Origin of the sequence: Streptomyces sp. A1136 (assembly GCF_004795055.1) — a bacterium.
Classification (GTDB): Bacteria; Actinomycetota; Actinomycetes; order Streptomycetales; family Streptomycetaceae; genus Streptomyces.
Genome location: NZ_SSBJ01000003.1, coordinates 19,728 through 39,452 on the forward strand (window position 1 = coordinate 19,728; position 19,725 = coordinate 39,452).

At 72.6% G+C, this 19,725-nt stretch carries 17 protein-coding genes; 8 read left to right on the forward strand and 9 right to left on the reverse strand.

Going from position 1 to position 19,725, the window contains the following annotated elements:
* The first annotated feature begins 363 nt into the window (after window positions 1-363).
* Window positions 364-612, forward strand: coding sequence for an SCO4226 family nickel-binding protein (locus E6R62_RS03465; protein ID WP_136211225.1), 249 nt, complete (start codon window positions 364-366; stop codon window positions 610-612).
* Between the two features lie 184 nt (window positions 613-796).
* Complete coding sequence (locus E6R62_RS03470) at window positions 797-2,224, forward strand: PP2C family protein-serine/threonine phosphatase (protein ID WP_136211227.1); 1,428 nt, start codon at window positions 797-799, stop codon at window positions 2,222-2,224.
* A gap of 194 nt (window positions 2,225-2,418) precedes the next feature.
* On the opposite strand, the gene E6R62_RS03475 is transcribed toward E6R62_RS03470, so the two are convergent.
* Entirely contained in the window at window positions 2,419-3,903 is a 1,485-nt protein-coding gene (locus tag E6R62_RS03475; RefSeq protein WP_136211229.1) for a hypothetical protein, read from the reverse strand.
* Between the two features lie 231 nt (window positions 3,904-4,134).
* Here E6R62_RS03475 and E6R62_RS03480 point away from each other — a divergent pair, with 231 nt between their 5' ends.
* Both E6R62_RS03480 and kstD read left to right on the forward strand, forming a co-directional pair.
* Window positions 4,135-5,259 carry an aminoglycoside phosphotransferase family protein gene (locus tag E6R62_RS03480; RefSeq protein ID WP_136211230.1) on the forward strand — a complete coding sequence of 375 codons (1,125 nt, stop codon included), beginning with the start codon at window positions 4,135-4,137 and terminating at the stop codon, window positions 5,257-5,259.
* 175 nt (window positions 5,260-5,434) lie between these two features.
* Window positions 5,435-7,231: a 3-oxosteroid 1-dehydrogenase gene (kstD, locus tag E6R62_RS03485; protein WP_136211231.1), complete on the forward strand. Its 1,797-nt coding sequence runs from the start codon at window positions 5,435-5,437 to the stop codon at window positions 7,229-7,231.
* Between the two features lie 27 nt (window positions 7,232-7,258).
* Here the strand turns inward: kstD and E6R62_RS03490 are convergent, their stop codons facing one another.
* The 7 genes from E6R62_RS03490 to E6R62_RS03520 all read right to left on the reverse strand — a co-directional run bounded on the left by E6R62_RS03490 (window position 7,259) and on the right by E6R62_RS03520 (window position 13,719).
* On the reverse strand, window positions 7,259-7,759 hold the full coding sequence (locus E6R62_RS03490; protein ID WP_136211232.1) for a hypothetical protein: 501 nt from the start codon (window positions 7,757-7,759) through the stop codon (window positions 7,259-7,261).
* A gap of 838 nt (window positions 7,760-8,597) precedes the next feature.
* Window positions 8,598-8,975 (reverse strand): hypothetical protein, encoded by a 378-nt coding sequence (locus tag E6R62_RS03495; protein ID WP_136211233.1) that lies wholly within the window; start codon window positions 8,973-8,975, stop codon window positions 8,598-8,600.
* Between the two features lie 199 nt (window positions 8,976-9,174).
* On the reverse strand, window positions 9,175-9,414 hold the full coding sequence (locus E6R62_RS03500) for a DUF397 domain-containing protein (RefSeq protein ID WP_168713950.1): 240 nt from the start codon (window positions 9,412-9,414) through the stop codon (window positions 9,175-9,177).
* A 122-nt stretch (window positions 9,415-9,536) separates the two neighbouring features.
* Entirely contained in the window at window positions 9,537-10,718 is a 1,182-nt protein-coding gene (locus E6R62_RS03505; protein WP_136211234.1) for a thiolase domain-containing protein, read from the reverse strand.
* On the reverse strand, window positions 10,715-11,785 hold the full coding sequence (locus E6R62_RS03510) for a thiolase domain-containing protein (RefSeq protein WP_136211235.1): 1,071 nt from the start codon (window positions 11,783-11,785) through the stop codon (window positions 10,715-10,717). The genes E6R62_RS03505 and E6R62_RS03510 overlap by 4 nt, the downstream gene beginning before the upstream one ends.
* Window positions 11,785-12,804, reverse strand: coding sequence for a Zn-ribbon domain-containing OB-fold protein (locus E6R62_RS03515; protein ID WP_136211236.1), 1,020 nt, complete (start codon window positions 12,802-12,804; stop codon window positions 11,785-11,787). Before E6R62_RS03515 ends, E6R62_RS03510 begins: the two co-directional genes overlap by 1 nt.
* A gap of 114 nt (window positions 12,805-12,918) precedes the next feature.
* A complete protein-coding gene (locus E6R62_RS03520; protein WP_136211237.1) occupies window positions 12,919-13,719 on the reverse strand; it encodes a crotonase/enoyl-CoA hydratase family protein in 801 nt (266 codons plus the stop codon).
* 186 nt (window positions 13,720-13,905) lie between these two features.
* Between E6R62_RS03520 and E6R62_RS03525 the strand changes: the two genes are divergently transcribed.
* Window positions 13,906-15,537, forward strand: coding sequence for an acyl-CoA synthetase (locus E6R62_RS03525; RefSeq protein WP_136211238.1), 1,632 nt, complete (start codon window positions 13,906-13,908; stop codon window positions 15,535-15,537).
* A 21-nt stretch (window positions 15,538-15,558) separates the two neighbouring features.
* Here the strand turns inward: E6R62_RS03525 and E6R62_RS03530 are convergent, their stop codons facing one another.
* On the reverse strand, window positions 15,559-16,206 hold the full coding sequence (locus E6R62_RS03530) for a DUF2278 family protein (protein ID WP_136211239.1): 648 nt from the start codon (window positions 16,204-16,206) through the stop codon (window positions 15,559-15,561).
* Between the two features lie 171 nt (window positions 16,207-16,377).
* On the opposite strand from E6R62_RS03530, the gene paaK reads away from it, so the two are divergent.
* The 3 genes from paaK to E6R62_RS03545 all read left to right on the forward strand — a co-directional run bounded on the left by paaK (window position 16,378) and on the right by E6R62_RS03545 (window position 19,716).
* Entirely contained in the window at window positions 16,378-17,730 is a 1,353-nt protein-coding gene (gene paaK, locus E6R62_RS03535; protein WP_240801454.1) for a phenylacetate--CoA ligase PaaK, read from the forward strand.
* Window positions 17,731-18,006: 276 nt separating this feature from the next.
* On the forward strand, window positions 18,007-18,783 hold the full coding sequence (locus E6R62_RS03540) for a YhjD/YihY/BrkB family envelope integrity protein (protein WP_136211663.1): 777 nt from the start codon (window positions 18,007-18,009) through the stop codon (window positions 18,781-18,783).
* A 66-nt stretch (window positions 18,784-18,849) separates the two neighbouring features.
* The gene (locus E6R62_RS03545) at window positions 18,850-19,716 is read left to right on the forward strand and encodes an oxidoreductase (protein ID WP_136211240.1); all 867 of its coding nucleotides are present in this window, start codon (window positions 18,850-18,852) and stop codon (window positions 19,714-19,716) included.
* Window positions 19,717-19,725 lie beyond the last annotated feature (9 nt).

A 19,725-nucleotide genomic window follows, 5' to 3' on the forward strand; every position in this document is an offset into this window, starting at 1 on the left:
GTAACACGGGGGAGGTGCCGGGGCCGGTCCGCTCGCGTCTTCCCGGGGCAGCCGCCGGGACGGGTCCTGCCGCTCCGTCGATCGCGGCCCCGGGCCTCCGCGCCGCTCCGACCTGTTACCGGTGCGTGGCGTCGCGGTCACCGGACGGAGTGAAGGAGACCCCGCGGAGCGGGGTCCTCCGTTCGAGGGGTCCCGCAGCGGGGTGACGACCGGCGCTCCGGAGCACTCGGAGCGCCCGGAGGGCTCGCGGCCCTCGCCCGCGCGCTCGATTCCGCCCGGCCGGACAGCGGTTTTCCGGCCGTGGGTGGACGATGGGAGATGCAGTACCCCGACCCGACCGCGACAGCGAGGAGGTGTGGAGCGATGGCCATGTTCATGGACGTCCACACCGGCATGAAGGGCATCACCGCCGAGCAGCTGGCGGAGGCCCACCGGGCGGACCTGGCGATCGAGGCGCAGGAAGGCGTGCACTTCAAGCAGGCCTGGGCCGACCCCGAATCGGGCACGGTGTATTGCCTGTCCGAGGCGCCCGACGCCGAGGCGGTCAAGCGCATCCACGAGCGGAGCGGGCACCCGGCGCACGAGATCCACCCGGTGCCGCTGGAGGTGTAGGCCCCGCGCGGGGGCGTGACCTGAAACATTCGTACACACGCAGGAGGCCCCGAAGGCCTACGGCATATGCCTTGAGCAACCACGTAGCGGATGTTGCCAAACGCCTTACAGGCCGTCCCGGCCTGTGCAACAGTCGTTACCGGTCCTTCCTTCATGGCCGTGCCGCGCCTGTATCGGAGTTCTCATGCCGTCCCATCTCTTCGCGGACCGTCACGCGCAGCCGCCCGAGCCCGGGTCGGTGGACGCCCTGATCTCGCAGACCCGACGCCTGCGGGGCGAAGTGGACGCCGTGCGCCGAGACACCGTCGTGGACGACGACGACGCCCAGGGCCGCTGGCAGCGCGCCTTGTGCGACCTGGCCGTCCACCACCTCGACGACTTGGGGCAGCACCTCGGCCAGCTCAAGGAGGGCCTGCCGCCCGCGCCCGAGCAGTCCGCCCTGCCGTCGCGGGCAGAACCCGAGACCACGGTCGAGGACCGGCAGACCCGGGTCGGCAGCGCCGAGTGGAACCTGTTGACGGACGAGGTGACCTGGTCCGAGGAGCTCTTCCAGATCTTCGGCCGGTCCCCCGAGGCGGGCGCGCTGCCCCTGGACGAGCTGGGGTCGACCCTGTTCTCCGAGGACCAGCCGCTGCTCACGGCGATGGTCACCGACTGCCTGGTCGACGGCAAGCCCATAGACGGCGAGTTCCGCATCGTCCGGACCGACGGGCGGGTCCGGACACTGCACATGAGGGGCGAGCCGGTACTCGACTCCGACGGCTGCACGGCGTCCATGTGGGCCGTGCTGCGCGACGTGAGCGAGCTGCGCCGCAGCCAGCGCGCGGTGCGCGAGTCCCGTGACTCGTTGCAGCGCCGCCGGGAGATCGCGCAGACCGAGCACCGGCTGGCGGTCGAGCTGCAGGAAGCCGTGCTCCCCCCGTGGCGCGGCTCCCTGCGGTTCCCGCACGACAGCACCGGCGCCTTGGACGTGGCCGCGCACTACATGCCCTCCGCCAGCAGCGCCCTGATCGGCGGGGACTGGTACGACGCGCTCGAACTCACCGACGGCCGATCGCTGTTGACGGTCGGTGACCTGACCGGCCACGGGGTGACCGCCACCTCCGGGATGGCGATGATGCTCGGCGCACTGCGCGGGATGGCCATGGCCGGCATCGAACCCGGCCCGTTGATGGGCTGGCTCAACCAACTGCTGGAGACCTCCGTCCAGCCGGCGCTCGGCTCGGCGGTGTGCTGTCGTTACGACCCCGACCTGCGCGTGCTGTCCTGGGCGCAGGCCGGCCACCCCGCGCCGTTGCTGTTCCGCGGCGGTCAGGGCCGTTCGCTCCAGCCGCCGGAGGGCGTACTGCTGGGGGCTACCTCCGGGGCGGTGTACGGCCAGGCCGAGGAACGGCTGGAGGCGGGTGACGTGGTGGTCCTGCACACGGACGGACTGACCCCGCGCAGCATCGAGTTCAGCCGGTCGGACGGGACCGAGCGGCTGCTCGCGCTCGCGCCGCGGTTCTCGGCGGCGCGCTCGGCGCAGGACTGCGTACGGATCGTGCTGGAGGAGTTCGGCGACAACGAGCGCGAGGACGACGCCTGCGTGCTCGTCGCCCGGATCGGCTTCTGACCACCGAGGACAACCGAGGAACACCGAGGAACGGCGACACCGCCGAGGAACGAGAACCGGACTTCGGGGCCGCGCCGCCGGGCGCGGCCTTTCCCGTGTCGTAGTGCGTATGCCGTGTCGTGCCCCCTGTGTCTCTGTGTCGTCGTACGAGGTCGCGTGCGGGTGCCGTGGGGAGGCGCGGGGGCCGTGGGCGCTCAGACCGTACTCGCCGCCGGGGTGTCCGGCAGGGCCAGCTTGATCTCCTCGCGCAGGTCCTCGATACGCCCGTAGCCGGAGTACTGGCCGGTGAGGCGGTACATCTCGCGCAGCCGGTCCCACGTCCGGTGGGAGGAGGTCTCGTTCATCGACACCAGGGCGAGGCGGGCGTACCGGTCGGCCTGCTCCGGGTCGTCGGCGATGAAGCAGGCCGAGGCCATGGAGATGTAGTCGAAGATCTGCGAGCGCTGGTGCCCTTGGGCCCGCAGCCGCAGCGCTTCCTTGGCATGGCGCTGGGCGATCGGCGCGGCCGTGGGGTCGTGGTCGGCCAGCGTCCGGAAGGCCAGGGCCTGCATCCCGTGCAGGTCCGCCTCGTCGAAGTGCTGCATCCAGGAGGGCGGCGGTACGTCGCCCTTGTCGGAGACGAACAGGTCCTCCGCCTCTCCCAGGGTGCGGCGCATGGCCTGGCCCTTGCCCATGGCGGCCTGCGCCCAGGCCTCGATGGTCTGGAGCATGGCGCGGGTGCGCGGCAGGGTCTCCTCGCCGGAGCCGGACTTCGCCAGCTTCATCAGGTCCAGGGCCTCGTTGGGCTTGCCCAGGTGCACCATCTGGCGGGCCGCCCGGGACAGGGCCTCGCCGGCCCTGGGTCGGTCCCCGCCCTCGCGGGCGGCGTGTGCGGCGATCACGAAGTACTTCTGCGCGGTGGGTTCCAGGCCGACGTCGTGGGACATCCAGCCGGCGAGGACCGCCAGGTTTGCGGCCACCCCCCACAGCCGGCGCTGGAGGTGGTCGGGGTGGTGGTAGGCCAGCATCCCCCCCACCTCGTTGAGCTGGCCCACGACGGCCTTGCGCTGGAGTCCGCCGCCCCTGGAAGCGTCCCAGGCGCGGAAGACCTCGACGGAGCGCTCCAGGGCATCGATCTCCTGGGAGCCGATCGGGGCCGCCTCGTAGCGGTCGTAGCCGGCGGGGTCGCCCTGGTGGGCGCCCCCGCCGAAGCGGTCGGCCTCCTTGGCGGTGGCGGGGTCGGTGTGCAGCCAGTCGTACATGGCGTTGCTGAGGGCTGAGCCGGCGGTGAGCGCGACTCCGGCGCCCATCAGACCGCGACGGTTGAGCATGAGGTCCATTCCCGTGAATTCGGTGAGGACCGCGGCTGTGCGTTCGGGCGCCCAGGGCACTCCGTCGGGGTTCTCCTGCGCCCCGTCCGGCTGCCGCTTCGCGGTGCGCCGCTGCCGTACGAACCCGAGGTCCTCGATGGTCACGACACGACCGAGCCGCTCGGTGAACAGTGCTGCCAGTACCGTGGGCACCGGTTCGCGCGGGGTCTCCCCCATGTCGATCCAGCGCCGCACCCGCGAGGTGTCGGTGGCCAGCTGGTGGTGGCCCATGGCGGCCGCCTGCCGGTTGACCATCCTCGCCAGTTCGCCCTTGGACCAGCCGGCCAGGCCGAACAGGTCGTTCAGACGGGTGTTTGGACCTTTGCTCACGTCAAGCCCCCAGGTTCTCGGCTGAGTTGACAGTAGCCCGCCGTCAGGTGCCCAGCGACTATTCGCCAGGGTTCGCCAGGGTCCGCCAGATGGTGTGCCACCCACGGCGGGGTGTCATGTAGGAATGCGCCTCCCCGACCCGGCCCCCGGCGGAACTCCCCAGGGTGAAGCACGGGTTCCGGCGGGGCGGCGTACGCAACTCGTCGGCGCACGAAGGGAACCGTAAACGCCATGTACGCAGCAACGTCCTCCGTGTCCGCCCCGGTCCGGCCGCACCGCACGCTCCAGGCGGGCGGCGGCCCCTACCTCGAACCCGGCCGACCGGCCGCCCCGGCGCAGGCCGCCGTACGGGCCCGGCGGATCCCGGGAACCGGGGCCCAGCCGCTCAGCGGAAGAATCGACCTCTCGGGGCCGCAGGGCGCCCAACTGCGCGCGGCGCTCGCCTCGGTGCAGCGGATCTGTCCCGAGTTCGCGCCCGTCCAGGTGCTGCGGCGCAGCGGCCGGTCGGTCCTCCTGGTGGGGACGACCGGGCGGATGACCGCCGTCGCGAAGGTTTTACTGGACCACTCGCCCGAGTGGCGCGAGCGGTACCGGCACGAAATAGCTGCGTACCGGGCGTTCGTCCGGCACCGTCCGCCGGTCCGGGTGCCGCGGCTGATCGCCGCCGATCCGGAGAACTGCGTCCTGGTCGTCGAGCGGATGGCGGGCCGGGTCGCGGCCCTGCAACGGCACCCGGTGGAGGCTCCGCCGCGGGCCGACGTACGGGCCGCGCTGGGGGCGGTGTGCCGGGTGAACCAGTGGCGCCCGCCGGCCGAACTCTTCGGGCACCCGCTGGACTACACGCGCCGGATCGCGCGTGACCACCAGCTCGGTCTGCTGACCGACCGCGACTTCGGTGACCTCCAGAAGCTGCTGCACGGCCTCAAGCTGTCCGGTACCCCGTGGCAGTTCAACCACGGTGACGCCCTGCTGTCGAACCTGCTGCTCTCCCCGGCCGGACCCGTCATGCTCGACTGGGAGCACGCGGGCTGGTACCTGCCCGGCTACGACCTGGCGACACTGTGGACGGTTCTGGGCGACGCGCCGGCGGCGCGCGGCCAGATCAGCCGGCTCGCGCAGCAGCAGGGATCGGCGGTCCGGGACGCGTTCCTGGTGAACCTGATGTTGATCCTGACCCGGGAGATCCGGATGGCCGAGACGGCGGTGCAGCGCTCGATGCAGGCGACCACCCCGGTGCAGTCGCCCCCCGCGGGCGCCTTGTCCTCGGGCGAGGAACAGCGGCTGCTGTTGCGCCGGTTGCACGACGACTGCGGGATGGCCCGCAGGGCGGTCCGCGCGGTGGTCGGCACCCGCTGACGCGCCGCCCCCGTACGCGAGGTCCCGCGGCTCCCACCGCCGCGGGGCCTCGCTCGCGTGCGTGCCGGGGTGGCGGTGTCGGATGCCTTGACATCACATGATCCTCCGAACAGGTTTCTGACTCAGCATCAGACATGCTGGAGCCGCCCCCTTCCCACTCCCCCGGAGCCCGCCCATGTCCGCACGGTCCGATCACGCACGCGCTCCGTTCCCCGCCCGCCGGACGGTCCTCGCCGGGACGGGCGCCGGGGTCCTCGCCGCCACCGTGTTACCGGCCGCCGCCGCGCGGGCCGCGGCCGACTCCGCCCTCGACGGGGTTCCGCTCGGTGAGTACGACGTCGTCGTGGTCGGGTCGGGGGCGTCCGGGATGACCGCCGCGCTCACCGCCGCCGGGCGCGGGCTGAGCGTGTTGGTGGTCGAGAAGGCCCCCACCTTCGGCGGCTCGGCGGCCCGCTCCGGCGCCGGGATCTGGCTGCCCAACAACTCGGTGATCCTCGGGGCCGGCGTGCCGGACACCCCGGAGAAGGCCGCGGCGTACCTCGCGGCCGTGGTGGGGCCCGACGTACCGGCCGACCGGCAGCGGGCGTTCCTCGCCAACGGCCCCCGCATGCTGGACTTCGTCATGGCGCACAGTCCGTTGCGGTTCCGCTTCATGGACGGCTACAGCGACTACTACCCGAACCTGCCCGGCGGTCTGTCGAACGGGCGCTCCGTCGAGCCCGACCAGATCGACGGGAACGTGCTCGGGGCCGAGCTGGCCCGGCTCAACCCGGCGTACATGCCGGTCCCCGCCGGGATGGTGGTGTTCAGCCAGGATTACAAGTGGCTCAATCTCGCGGCGGTCACCGCGAAGGGGCTGGCGGTCTCCACCGAGTGCCTGGCGCGGGGCACGAAGTCGGCGCTGCGCGGCGAGAAGCCGCTGACCATGGGCCAGGCGCTGGCCGCGGGGTTGCGCGCGGGTCTGCTGCGGGCGGGGGTGCCGGTGTGGCTGAGCAGTCCGCTGGTCGACCTGGTCCAGGAGGGTGGGGCGGTCACCGGGGTGGTGGTGGAGAAGGAGGGCGTCCGGGGGGTCGTGCGGGCCCGCAAGGGCGTGATCATGGGCTCCGGCGGCTTCGAGCACGACGCGGCGATGCGGGCGCAGTACCAGCAGCAGCCGATCGGCACCCAGTGGTCCGTCGGGGCGAAGGAGAACACGGGCGACGGCATCCGCGCGGGTCAGCGGGCGGGAGCCGCGCTGGCGTTGATGGAGGACGCCTGGTGGGGGCCGTCGATCCCGCTGCCCGGCGAACCGTACTTCTGCCTGGCGGAGCGGACCCTTCCGGGCGGGCTGATGGTGAACGCGAACGGCACCCGGTTCGTCAACGAGGCGGCCCCGTACAGCGACGTGGTGCACGTGATGTACGAGAAGGACCGGGGCGCGACCGGCTCCCACATCCCGGCCTGGCTGATCGTGGACCAGAACTACCGGAACAGGTACCTCTTCAAGGACATCCTGCCGACGCTGCCCTTCCCGGACGCCTGGTACGAGGCGGGGGCCGCGCGGAAGGCGTGGACGTGGGACGCGCTGGCCGGACAGATCGGGGTACCGGCCGCGGCGCTGCGGGCGACCCTGAACCGCTTCAACGCCCAGGCGTGGAACGGGTCGGACCCGGACTTCCACCGCGGTGACACGGCGTACGACCACTACTACACGGACCCGAACGTCCAGCCGAACTCGTGCCTGGCGCCGATCTGGGCACCGCCGTTCCACGCCTTCAAGATCGTGCCGGGAGACCTGGGGACCAAGGGCGGCATCGTGACGGACGCGCGGGCGCGGGCGCTGCGCGCGGACGGCTCGGTGATCCGGGGCCTGTGGGCGGCCGGCAACGCCAGTGCGGCGGTGATGGGGCACAGCTACGCGGGGGCCGGATCGACGATCGGCCCCGCGATGACCTTCGGCTACGTGGCCGCGAACGACATCGCGGACGCGTAGCGTCGCACGGCGTGGTTCCGCGAGGCCCTATCCCTGCTGGAAGAGTTCGGCGGGGAGGGGCTTGAGGAGGGCGTAGAGGTCGTCGGTGATCGGACGGTCCCAGCTGGCGATGGTGACCAGCACGTTGTCGCTGCGGTCGAACTGGACGCAGGAGATGCGGGACTCCGAGAGCTTGACCTTGCGCACGATGAGGAGGTTGTCGCCCTGCATGACGGGGCAGTCCTCGACCGCGGTGACCTCGACCTCCTCGTCGTTCTCCAGGGCGTCGAGGAGCTGTGCCACCTCGAAGGGGACCTGCTTGTCGGCGAGCTCCCGGGCCGGCGAGCCCTCGGGGAGGTTGCCGATGATCATCGCGGGGCCGCGGCCGCCGAAGAGGTCGTAGCGGAGGAAGACACCCTGGCAGCTGCCGTCGGGGGCGGGGAGCAGCCCGGCCCCGAGGTTGCCCGGCCAGTCCCCCGGGTCCATGGCGAGGACGTCGAAGTCCGGGCCGGCGGGGGTGGCGGCGCGGTGGCGGCGGAGGAAGGACATGCCGCCATGGTACGTGGCCGGGCGGGTTTTTCGGTCCGGGGGCCCGCTTCCGCCCGGGGTCGCGCCGGGGGCGGGGCGGGGGCTCGGCGGGGCGCCGGCCGGCTGTCGTCCCCTTGTACGGGCGGGACCAGCGTGAAGCAGTGGTCGGGGTGGCCGGCGTCGCCGGTGACCGTCAGCGCGGAGGCGGGGAGCCGCTGCCGGAGGGACGGCATCGGCTCCTCGGCCGGCCCGGCTGCTTCGATGTCCACCGGGCCGGTGCCGCGGCTCCTGGAACACCTCGTCACCGGCCAGGGTGACCGTCCGGGACCCGGCGGCGTCGGTCGGCGGGGAGCGGTACCGCTCCCCGGCACCCGGCGGCGCGGTCTGCCGGCCGCTCCGGGCCGGGGCCGGCACCCGGAAGGCGTGGCGGACGGCGTCCGCCGCGATCCGGGGGTCCACGGGCGTCGGGGGCCTCTGCTCGGCCTCCGCGAACCGGCGGTGCGGGGCGAGCTCGATCAGTCGCATCCGCTGCCCGGAGCCGCTGGTCCTCGTCGACGGCCAGGTCACACACCGGCACGTCCGGCGCGAGGGCGCACCGAATCCTCCGGCGCCCTCGGCGAACCAGTCGATCAGCGCGGCGGGTGTCGGGTGCCGGGTCGGGGTTGGCGTCCGATCCGCGCCCGGGCCACGCTGCCCGCGCCTCCGGGTCCCGGCGGCCGTGGCGGGAGAGGTCGGTGGGGTCCGGGGCCTCGGTGCGCCGCCTTCGGGCTCCGGGCGAAAGCCTTCGGCTGCGGGCGGACGGCCGCGGCGTCGGGCGAAGCGCCGCGGCCCGCCCCTTCGGCGCTCCCGACGGGCGCCTTCAGGTGCCCTCGTAGAGCCGCCGGTGCCACCACGGGAGCGGGCGTCCGGACCGGTCGCGTCCGACGGCCACGGGTGCGGGATCGGGGAGGGTGCGGCGGCGGAAGCCGGCGTCGAGGGTGCGCAGTACGCGTCCCAGGGCGGAGCGCGCCTCGGGTGGCAGCCCGCGGTACAGGTCGGCCAGTTCGTCGCGGACCACGGCGATGTCGTCGAGCGCGCAGCCGGGGCAGGCGGGGCAGGTCGAGGGCGCCAGGAGCAGTCGGTCGCCGGGACGGTCCAGGAAGGCGCGGTACAGCGCGAGCCGGACGGCGAGGTCGGGGGCGCGACCGCGCAGCGCGTGGTGTATCAGCGCGCTCGCGGCGGGTGACATCCGGTCCACGGGCGGTAGTCCACGCGTCCACGCGGGCGGGCGGCGGCCGTCGAACGGCCCTCGTCGGGCGCGCATCGCGCCGGGACGGTTACGCGGCATCGCCCTTTCGGCGGTCGGTCGTCATGGCGGCCATGATGGCACGACGATCGGCCCCGCCGGGCACCGGGCAGCGGCTCCACGCCCGGCGCCGGCGGTGTACCGCGCCTCGTCAGGTCAGGTCGAACTCCCCGCCCCGCGCGTCCAGGACGAACCTGCGCCACTCGTCGGGCGCGAAGATCAGCGAGGGGCTGTCGGGCCGCTCGCTGTTGCGCATCGCGATGAACCCTTCCACGAAGGCGATCTGGACGTCCCCCGACCCCCGGCTGCTCGACCTCCAGTCGGCCCCGCTGAGATCCAGATCCGGCTTGCCCCAGCCGGCGGGGGCCTGCGAAGTCATGCTCTCGGCCACGTGCGTGCTCCTCCCGGTACGTCGTCCGAGGGCCAGGTTAACCACGCGAGCGGGCGCCGCACAGGCCACGCCGACCCGCCGGCCCGTTCGGATGCCGTCCGGGCGCCCTGCTCCAACGGCCGTCAAGACGTGGGGGGTTCGTTCCCCACCAGCCACATCGCGAAGAACTGCGCCCCGCCGCCGTACGCGTGCCCCAGGGCCCGGCGGGCGTCCGCGATCTGGTGTTCTCCTGCCAGGCCGCGCACTTGCAGGGCCGCCTCGGCGAAGCGGATCATGCCGGAGGCGCCGATGGGGTTGGTCGACAGGACCCCGCCCGACGGGTTGACGGGCAGGTCGCCGTCGAGCTCGGTGACGCCGGCCTCGGTGAGTTTCCAGCCCTCGCCCTCCTCGGCGAAGCCCAGGTTCTCCAGCCACATCGGCTCGTACCAGGAGAACGGTACGTACATCTCCACCGCGTCGATCTCGCGGCGCGGGTCGGTGATCCCGGCCTGCCGGTACACGTCGGCCGCGCAGTCCTTGCCCGCCTGCGGGGACACGAAGTCCTTGCCGGCGAAGAGCGTCGGCTCACTGCGCATCGCCCCGCCGTGCACCCAGGCCGGGGGCCGGGGCGTACGGGCGGCACCCGCCCGGTCGGTGAGGACCATCGCGCACGCCCCGTCGGAGGACGGGCAGGTCTCCGAGTACCGGATCGGGTCCCACAGCATCGGTGAGGCCTGGACCTTCTCCAGGGTGATGTCGTGCTCGTGCAGGTGCGCGTACGGGTTCTTCAGCGCGTTGCGCCGGTCCTTGTACGCGACGAGCGAGCCGACGGTGTCGGGCGCGCCGGTGCGCCGCATGTACGCGCGCACGTGCGGCGCGAAGAACCCGCCCGCCCCCGCCAGCAGGGGCTGCTGGAAGGGCACGGGCAGCGAGAGGCCCCACATGGCGTTGGATTCGGACTGCTTCTCGAAGGCGAGGGTCAAGACGGTGCGGTGGACGCGGGCCGCCACCAGGTTGGCGGCCACGAGCGCGGTGGAGCCCCCGACGGAACCGGCGGTGTGGACCCGGAGCATCGGCTTGCCGACCGCGCCCAGCGCGTCCGCCAGGTACAGCTCCGGCATCATCACCCCCTCGAAGAAGTCGGGGGCCTTGCCGATCACCACGGCGTCGATGTCCGCCCAGGTCAACTCGGCGTCGGCGAGGGCGCGCACCGCGGCTTCGCGCACCAGTCCGGCGATGGAGACGTCGTGCCGGGCGGCGACGTGCCTGGTCTGGCCGATACCGACGACGGCCACGGGCTCCTTCGATGTGGCGGCCTTGGTCATGCTCGGTCCCCTTCCAGGACGGCGACCAGGTTCTGCTGGAGGCAGGGGCCGGAGGTGGCGTGCGCGACGGCGCGGTCGGACGCACCGCGGTGGATGCGGGCGGCGGCCTCGCCGATGCGGATCAGACCCGCGGCCATGATCGGGTTGGCGGCGAGGGCCCCGCCGGACGGGTTGACGCTCACGCCCTCGTCGAGCCGGAGTGCCTTGCGGAGCACGACCTCCTGGGAGGAGAACGGCGCGTGCAGTTCCGCCGTGTCCACCGGGGCTTCGAAGAGACCCGCGCGTTCGGCGGCGAGGCGGGTGGAGGCCGAGTCGGTGAGGTCGCGCAGTCCCAGGCCGTGCGCCTCGATCCGGTGGTCGATGCCGGTGATCCAGGCGGGCCGCTCGCACAGCCGGCGGGCGGTGTCGCCCGCGGCCAGGATGACTGCTGCCGCGCCGTCCCCGATGGGCGGGCAGTCGCCGGTGCGCAGTGGCCGGACCTGGTAGTCGCCCTGGGGGACGGCGCCGGTGAGCTGGGCGTGCGGGTTGCCGGCCTCGGCGGAGGCCCGGCTGCGGGCGCCGATGGCCGCGAGGGCGGGCTCGTCGGTCTCGCCCGCGTCGATCAGCGCCTGGGCCTGGAGGGCGGCCAGGGCGACGGAGTCGGGCCAGAGGGGGGCGAGGTAGTAGGGATCGAGCTGGCGGGTGAGGACGTCGCGTACCGGTCCGGGGGAGGACTTGCCGTACGCGTAGACGAGCGCGGTGTCGGCCTCCCCGGTCTGGATCTTGACCCAGGCCTCGTAGAGGGCCCAGGCGCCGTCCATCTCGACGTGGGACTCGGAGATGGGCGGCCAGGCGCCGACGCCGTCGAGGGTCATCGTGAAGGAGAAGGCCCTGCCCGCCAGGTAGTCGCTGGAGCCGGAGCAGGTGAAGCCGATCTCGCCGGTCTTGAGACCGGTGCGGGCCAGTACCTGGTGGAGGACCGGCATGACCATCTCGACTTCGCTGAGTTCGTCGGTGCGGCGCCGGTGGTCGCTCTGCGCGAAGGCGACGACCGCGACCTGTCGGGCGTACCTGTTCGTCGTGGCCATCAGATGAGCTCCTTGTACGCGTCGTAGTCCGCGTCCGGCTCGCCGGTGGGGCGGTAGTGGTCGGGGTACCGACCGCCTTCGGTCCACACGGGTTCGACGCGCAGGCCCATGCGGACCTGGTCGTAGGGGATGCCGCCGATCCGGCCGTGGAGGGCGAGGTCGGCGCCGTCGAGGGCGATGTGGGCGTAGACGTAGGGGACTTCGATGTCGAGGTTGCGGGCCTTGATGTTCACGACGCAGTACGTGGTGACGGTGCCGGCCGGGCCGACCTCGACCCGGTCGGTGGTGGCGACGCCGCAGGTCGGGCAGGCGCCGCGCGGGGGCACGTACACCTTGTGGCAGGAGGGGCAGCGCTCGCCGACGGTCCGCCGCCCGGAGAGGGCGTTGATGTACGCGGTCTGCGCGCGGCCGGGGCTGTAGGTGTAGTCGAGGCGCGCCTCGGCGACTATCCCGGTGACGGGGTCGGTGAACGCGCCGTCGTGCGGCACGGCTTGGAGCGCTCCCGTGCCCTCGTCGTCTTCGTCGACCTCGTTGATCTCACTGATCTCACTGGTCTCGTAAGGCTCGAAGCAGGCGATGTCGGTGATCGCGCCGGTTCGCTCTTCGGCCCAGCGGACGCGCACCCGCATGCCGGTGTGGACGGCCTCGGGGCCGGGTGCGTCGAGGGCGTGGAGAAGGGCGGTGTCGGCGCCGTCCAGCCTGACCAGGACCCAGGCGAAGGGCCGGTCCAGGGGCTGGTTCGGGCGCGGCTGCCCGTTCCAGGCCCACGTGGTGACGGTGCCGGTGGTGGCGACCTGGACGAGCTCGCGGATCTCTTCGGCGGTGACGGGGTCGTACTCGACGGGCGGGACCATCACCTGTCCGGCGGTGGTGCGGACGCCGAGTACGACGCGCTCGCGCAAGCCGGTGAGGAAGGCGCTCTGCACGGGCCCGAGGGACCGGGTGAACGGGAACTCGACGACGAGGGGCGCGCGCAGCGCCTCGGGCGGCGGCGCGGCGGCTTCTGGGGCTGCGGTCATGGGCTGGGCTCCTGTCTGAAGGCACGACGGGTTACGCCTCGGCGGGGGCGGAGGCGGAGGAGGGTCGGCGATCCGGGCGGACGTCCGCCCGCACGCGCACCGCGCGGCCTGCGCTCAGGCCCGGCGGTAACGCGGCGGGCGCTTCTCAGCGAACGCGCGGGCCCCCTCCTTCGCGTCCGCCGTCTCGAAGATCGGCCACCCCCGACTCAGTTCGGCGGCCAGCCCCTGCGTCTCGGTCAACTCCGCGCCCTCATACACCGAGGCCTTCACCGCCTCCACCGCCAGCGGCCCGCACGCGTTGATCTGCTCGGCGATCTCCAGGGCCCGCTCCAACGCGGTGCCGTCCGGCACCACCCGCCCGATCAGGCCGATCCCCGCCGCTTCCGCCGCCGTGTACGGCCGACCGGTCAGCAGCATCTCCAGTGCGTGGGTGCGCGGGATCTGCCGTGGCAGTCGTACCGTCGAGCCGCCGATCGGGAACAGGCCCCGCTTGACCTCGAACAGCCCGAAGGTGGCCCCTTCGCCCGCGACCCGGATGTCGGTCCCCTGGAGGATCTCGGTGCCGCCCGCCACGCAGTACCCCTCCACCGCCGCGATCACGGGCTTGCGGGGCCGGTGGTGGCGGAGCATCGCCTTCCAGTGCAGGTCGGGGTCGGCGGTGAGCCGGTCGCGGTACTGGTCGCCCGCCATGCCCCGCCCGGCGAGCGCCTTGAGGTCCATTCCCGCGCAGAAGTCCCCGCCGGCGCCCGTCAGGATCACCGAGCGGACGGCGTCGTCGGCGTCGGCTTCCAGCCAGCCGTCGTACAGCCCCACCAGCAGTGGCAGCGAGAGCGCGTTCTTCGCCTCCGGCCTGTTCATGGTGAGCACCAGCGTGGCGCCGTGGCGTTCCACGGTCAGGTGTTCCGTCCCACCCATTGCCGTCCTCCCGTCTCAAGACCTAGAACAGGTTGCAGGAGGGGAGGAGGCAGTTCAATAGTTTTCTGACGCTCAGTCAGTTTTCTTGTCGGCCGCCTTCCCAGTTGACCGTCCCGGCGCTCTAATGACCGCCGAACCGGGCCGGCCATGGGGTCAGCCATGGACACTTTCGGGTCAGGAGGAACGGTGGAGTACAACCTTGCCGACCTGTTCGAGTCGGTCGTCGACGTGGTTCCCGACCGGGAGGCCCTCGTCTACGTGGACCACCCGGGCACCGGCGCCGAACGCCGCCTGACATACGCGGAACTCGACGCGGCGTCGAACCGCCTCGCGCACCACCTCCTCGACAGCGGGCTGAGGGCGGGCGAACACCTGGGGCTGCACCTCTACAACGGGGTCGAGTACCTCCAGACGGTGTTGGCCTGCCTCAAGGCCCGACTGGTACCGGTGAACGTCAACTACCGCTACGTGGAGGAGGAACTCGTCTACCTCTACAACGACGCCGACCTCGCCGCCCTCGTCTTCGAGGGCGAGTTCACGGAGCGGGTGGCCGCCGCGCTCCCGCAGACGACCAAGCTGCGACACCTGATCCGGGTCGGCGACGCCCCCGAGGGCGCCCCGGAGCCCGCGGTCGCTCCGGTCGCGTACGCGGACGCGGAGGCGGCGGGCTCCCCGGAGCGTGGATTCCCGCCCCGCTCCCCCGACGACCTGTTCATCATCTACACCGGCGGCACCACGGGGATGCCCAAGGGCGTCATGTGGCGGGCCGAAGACCTCTTCTTCGCGGGCCTGTTCGGCGGCGAACCGTCGGGCGAGCCGGTGAAGCGACCCGAGGAACTGGCCGAACGGGTGGCCGCGCGCGGCGCCGGACTCACGTTCTTCCCGACGCCGCCGCTCATGCACGGCACGTCGACCCTGACCTCTTTCATCGCCTTCAACTACGGCCAGCGGGTGGTCATCCACCGCAAGTACGCGCCCGAGGAAGTGCTGCGCACGATCGAGAAGGAGAAGGTCTCCAGCGTATCCCTGGTGGGCGACGCGATGTTGAGGCCGCTCATCGACGCGCTGAACGGCCCGCTCAAGGGGACGGACCTGTCCTCGCTGTTCAGCGTCTCCTCGTCCGGGGCGATCATGTCGGAGACGGTCCGCGCCGAGTTCCAGCGACTGGTGCCGCACGTGACGCTGCTGAACAACTTCGGTTCCTCGGAGTCCGGTTCCAACGGCAAGGCGGCGAACGACTCGGGGCCCGAGAAGGGTTTCCGGCTGGAGGTCAACGACCGTACCCAGGTGGTGGACCCGGTGACCCATGAACCGGTGCCGGTGGGCCGGCCCGGGCGCCTCGCCCAGCGCGGCCACGTGCCGCTGGGCTACTACAACGACCCCGCGAAGACGGCCGAGACCTTCTTCCGCAAGGGCGAGGAGCGGTGGGTGTTGCTCGGTGACATGGCGACGGTGGACGAGAGCGGGATCGTCACCGTGTTGGGGCGCGGCTCGCAGTGCATCAACACGGGCGGCGAGAAGGTCTACCCGGAGGAGGTCGAGCAGGCGTTGAAGTCGCACCCGGACGTGTACGACGCCCTGGTCGCGGGGGTGGCGGACCCCCGGTGGGGCAGCCATGTCGCCGCGGTGGTCCAGGTGCGCGCGGGGGCGCCGGAGCCGACGCTGGAGGAGATCCAGGCCCATTGCCGGACGAGGCTCGCGGGGTACAAGGTCCCGCGCCAGCTCGTGGTCGCACCGGCGATCCAGCGCTCCCCGAGCGGGAAGGCGGACTACCGCTGGGCGAAGGCGGTCGCGACGGAGGCGGACGCCGCCCGCTGAGGGGGCCGCGCGGGCGCGGGCTCACAGGGGGTGGCCGTCCGGACCGGTCCGGACGGCCTGGGTGGAGAACTTGGAGAGGAACACGTCGTACCAGCCGTCGTCCCTCCTCGTCGCCGTCGCACCGTCCTGCCAGGTCCCGTTGTCCGCCCACCACGGGCTCCCGTGCGGGTCGCCCTGGTTCTGGTGGATGTCGCGCACGCCCGGACCGCCGTGGTCGAAGGGCTCTCCGAAGACCATGACGGGGCGACCCGGTACGAGGATGGACTCCAGCGCCCGGGAGGCTTCGAGGTGGGAGCCCGAGAGCCAGGGGTGCGCTGGGCCGGGTCGGCCGAGGAGCGCGCGCAGCCGGGCGACCGCGCGGCCGGACCGGTCGGCCAGCGCGGGGTGGCGCTGGAAGTCGAGGGCGCCCGATCCCGAGGTGCGGGCGAGGTCGTGGAAGCCCGGCGCGAGGGTGGACGCGGGTTCGAGCACCGACGCGGCGAGGGTGAGGACCTTCCATCGGACGCCGACGGTGGAGTGCTCGCCGTCGACGTCTACGGCGCACCGGTAGCGGCCTTCGGGTGCGTCGACCTCCAGGTTGACGCGGAACCAGCGGCCCCGGGCATCGGGTTCGTCGCGGAAGTGGCGGTGCAGCGTCCCGCACAGCGCCCCGTAGTCGGCGAGCGGCATGCGGCAAGTCAACCACCGCCGGACCACACGGGCGACTAGGGCGGCAGGCCCGCGCCCGGCGGCCCGGGCGACGGCGAGATCACCGATCACTCGTTCGAGTCATTGCTTTAGCCTGCGGTCTCCGGCAGGCTACCGAATGATCGGTCGGTGCGTTCACGATGGGGTGAGGACATGACGGACTTCGCGGGTGAGGAGCGGGAGCAGGGCGGGCTGCCGGGCCGTGACCCCGGCCCGGATGCGGGCGAGTCGCTGAGCGGTGACGAGCTGGCGGCCCTCCAGCTGAGCCGGTTGCGCGCCACCTTGCACCGGGTCTACGAACGGGTTCCCTTCTACCGCCAGGCCTTCGGGAAGGCCGGTGTGCACCCCGACGACTGCCGTTCCCTCGCCGATCTCTCCCTCTTCCCCTTCACCACCAAGGCCGACCTGCGCGACCAGTACCCCTTCGGGATGTTCGCCGTCCCCCGTTCGGACGTCCGCCGCATCCACGCCTCCAGTGGCACCACCGGCCGGCCGACGGTGGTGGGGTACACCGACGGGGATCTGTCCACCTGGGCGGACGTCGTCGCCCGCTCCATCCGCGCGGCGGGCGGCCGGCCGGGGCAGATCGTGCACATCGCCTACGGGTACGGCCTGTTCACCGGCGGCCTCGGCGCGCACTACGGCGCCGAACGGCTCGGGTGTACCGTCGTGCCCGCCTCCGGCGGCATGACGGACCGCCAGGTCCGACTGATCCAGGACTTCCGGCCGGAGGTCATCATGGTGACCCCCTCCTACATGCTGACCCTGCTGGACGAGATGGAGCGCCAGGGGATCGACCCCCGCTCGACCTCGCTGCGTACGGGGATATTCGGCGCGGAGCCCTGGACGGAGGGGATGCGCCGGGAGATCGAGGACCGGCTCGGCATCGACGCCGTGGACATCTACGGGCTGTCCGAGGTGATGGGGCCGGGCGTGGCGCAGGAATGCGCCTCGACGAAGGACGGCCTCCACATCTGGGAGGACCACTTCTATCCCGAGGTGGTCGACCCGATCACGGGGGCGGTGTTGCCGGACGGCGAGCCCGGGGAACTGGTGTTCACCTCGCTCACCAAGGAGGCCATGCCCGTCGTCCGGTACCGCACCAGGGACCTGACGCGGCTGTTGCCGGGGACCGCCCGGCCGGCCTTCCGCCGGATGGAGAAGATCACGGGCCGCAGTGACGACATGATCATCCTGCGGGGGGTGAACCTCTACCCCACGCAGATCGAGGAGATCCTGCTCCGCGTCCCGGCCCTGGCCCCCCACTTCCAGCTCCGGCTGACCCGGGAAGGCCGGATGGACGCGCTGACCGTCCGGGTCGAGGCCCGGCGGGAGGCGGACCCGACGCAGCGGGAGGCGGCGGCCGCCGCGGTGGTCAGGGCCGTGAAGGAGGGGGTCGGGGTGTCCGTGCGGGTCGAGGTGGTGGACCCCGAGACGCTGGAACGGTCGGTGGGCAAGATCAAGCGGATCCGGGACCTGCGGGAGGAGGCGCCCAGACGCCCCTGAGATACCCGTATCCGATGCCCTGAGGCACCCGACGTCCGCAAGACCCGACGCCCTGAGGGCCGACGCCGCACCTGTTCCGGCGGGGTCGCCGCCGCGTCGTCGGGGAGTCGGCTGCGCGGAGGTCGGAAAACCACCCCTTCGGGCCGTTTTCACCGGCGCCTCCGAGGCAATCGAGGTGCCGCCGGGTAGGTGAAGGGTGTGACCTCGAAGCCCCGGCCGCCGCACGACCGGCTCCGGGCCTCCCTCGTCGGGCTGGCCTGGAGCCGGGGGCGCCAGATGGAGCTGATGCACCGGGCGATGGGTTTCGCGGCCCTCGGGTTCCTGACCCTCGTGCCGCTGCTCGTGGTCGTCGCGGCCGCCGCACCCGGCAGCGGCTCCGGCTTCGGCCGCTGGCTGGGGCAGGCCCTCGGGGTGACGCAGTCCTCGCGGGCCCGGGTCGAGATGCTGTTCAGCGCCGCCGACCTGGCGCTGGAACGCACCACCGCCTTCGGTCTGGCCGCCCTCGCGGTCTTCGGCCTGACGTTCGGCTCGGCGGTCCAGACCGGCTACGAGAAGGTCTGGGACCTCCCGACCGCCCGCTGGCACACCATGTGGCGGCACGTCGTGTGGCTCGCCCTGCTCGTCTGCTACCTCGCCCTCCTCGTCGAGATCCCCGCTCCGTCACAGAACGCGATCGGCAGCGCGATCGGCACCGTGAGCGACCTCGCCGGCACGGTCCTCTTCTTCTGGACCTCCCAACGCCTCCTCCTGGGCGGCCGCGTCCGCTGGCGGGCCCTGCTCCCGGGGGCGATCGCCACCAGCCTCGGCCTGCTCGGCCTGCGCGTCTTCTCCCAACTGGTGTTCTCGCCGCTGATCGCGTCCAGCGCCGTCACCTACGGCCCGTTCGGCACGCTCCTCGTCGTCCAGTCCTGGCTGGTCGGTGTCGGCTTCGTCGTCTACGGCGGCTCCCTCGTCGGCCGCCTGGTCCACGAACGCCTCACCCTGCGCCGGCTGCGCAAGTCGGGCGCGGTTCCCGACGAGGGGCTCGACGACCATGGTTCGGAAACCGACTGACGTCGGCGCCCCGCCGGTGCGAGGATCGGTGGTGATCACCGATACCGGTCGCTCACAGGGGGACTCATGACTACGCAGCATCCGACGGACACACCCGAGGGCCGGGTCTGGCTGATCACCGGGGCGTCCTCCGGGTTCGGCCTGCTCCTGGCCGAGGCGGCGCTCACCGCCGGCGACACGGTCGTGGCGGCGGCCCGCCGTACCGGCACCCTCGACACCCTGGCCACAGAGCACCCGGGCCGGCTCGTCCCGCTGGCCTTGGACGTGACGGACACGGCCCGCGCGGAGGAGGCCGTGGCCGGGGTCGTGGAGCGCTTCGACCGTATCGACGTCCTGGTCAACAACGCCGGCCGGGGCCTGGTCGGCGCCGTGGAGGAGACGAGCGACGCCGAACTCCGCGAACTGATGGACCTGCACTTCTTCGGCCCGGCGGCGCTCCAGCGCGCCGCGCTCCCCCACATGCGGTCTCGGAAGTCCGGCGCCATCGTGCAGATGAGCAGCATGGGCGGACGGCTGGCCTTCCCGGGCGTCGGGGCCTACTGCGCCACGAAGTTCGCCCTGGAGGGTCTGACCGAGGCGCTCGCGGCCGAGGTGGCCCCCTTCGGGATCAAGGTGCTGATCGTGGAACCGGGCTCGTTCCGCACGAGCTTCGCGGGCGGTGGCGCGCTGCGGTCCACGACCCCGTTGCCGGCCTACGAGGACATCGTCGGACCCGTCCGGTCCGGCCTCCCGGCGAGCGACGGCCACCAGCCCGGGGATCCGGTGAAGGCGGTCGCCGCGATCCTCTCCGCCCTGGACGCCCCGCGGACCCCGTTGCGGCTCGTGCTGGGCAATGACGCCGTCGACTTCATCCGCACCCGCGAGGACGCCGTCCGCGCCGAGGCCGAGGCCTGGGAGTCCGTCAGCCGGGGCACGGACTTCGACGACGTCTGACCCGGCCCG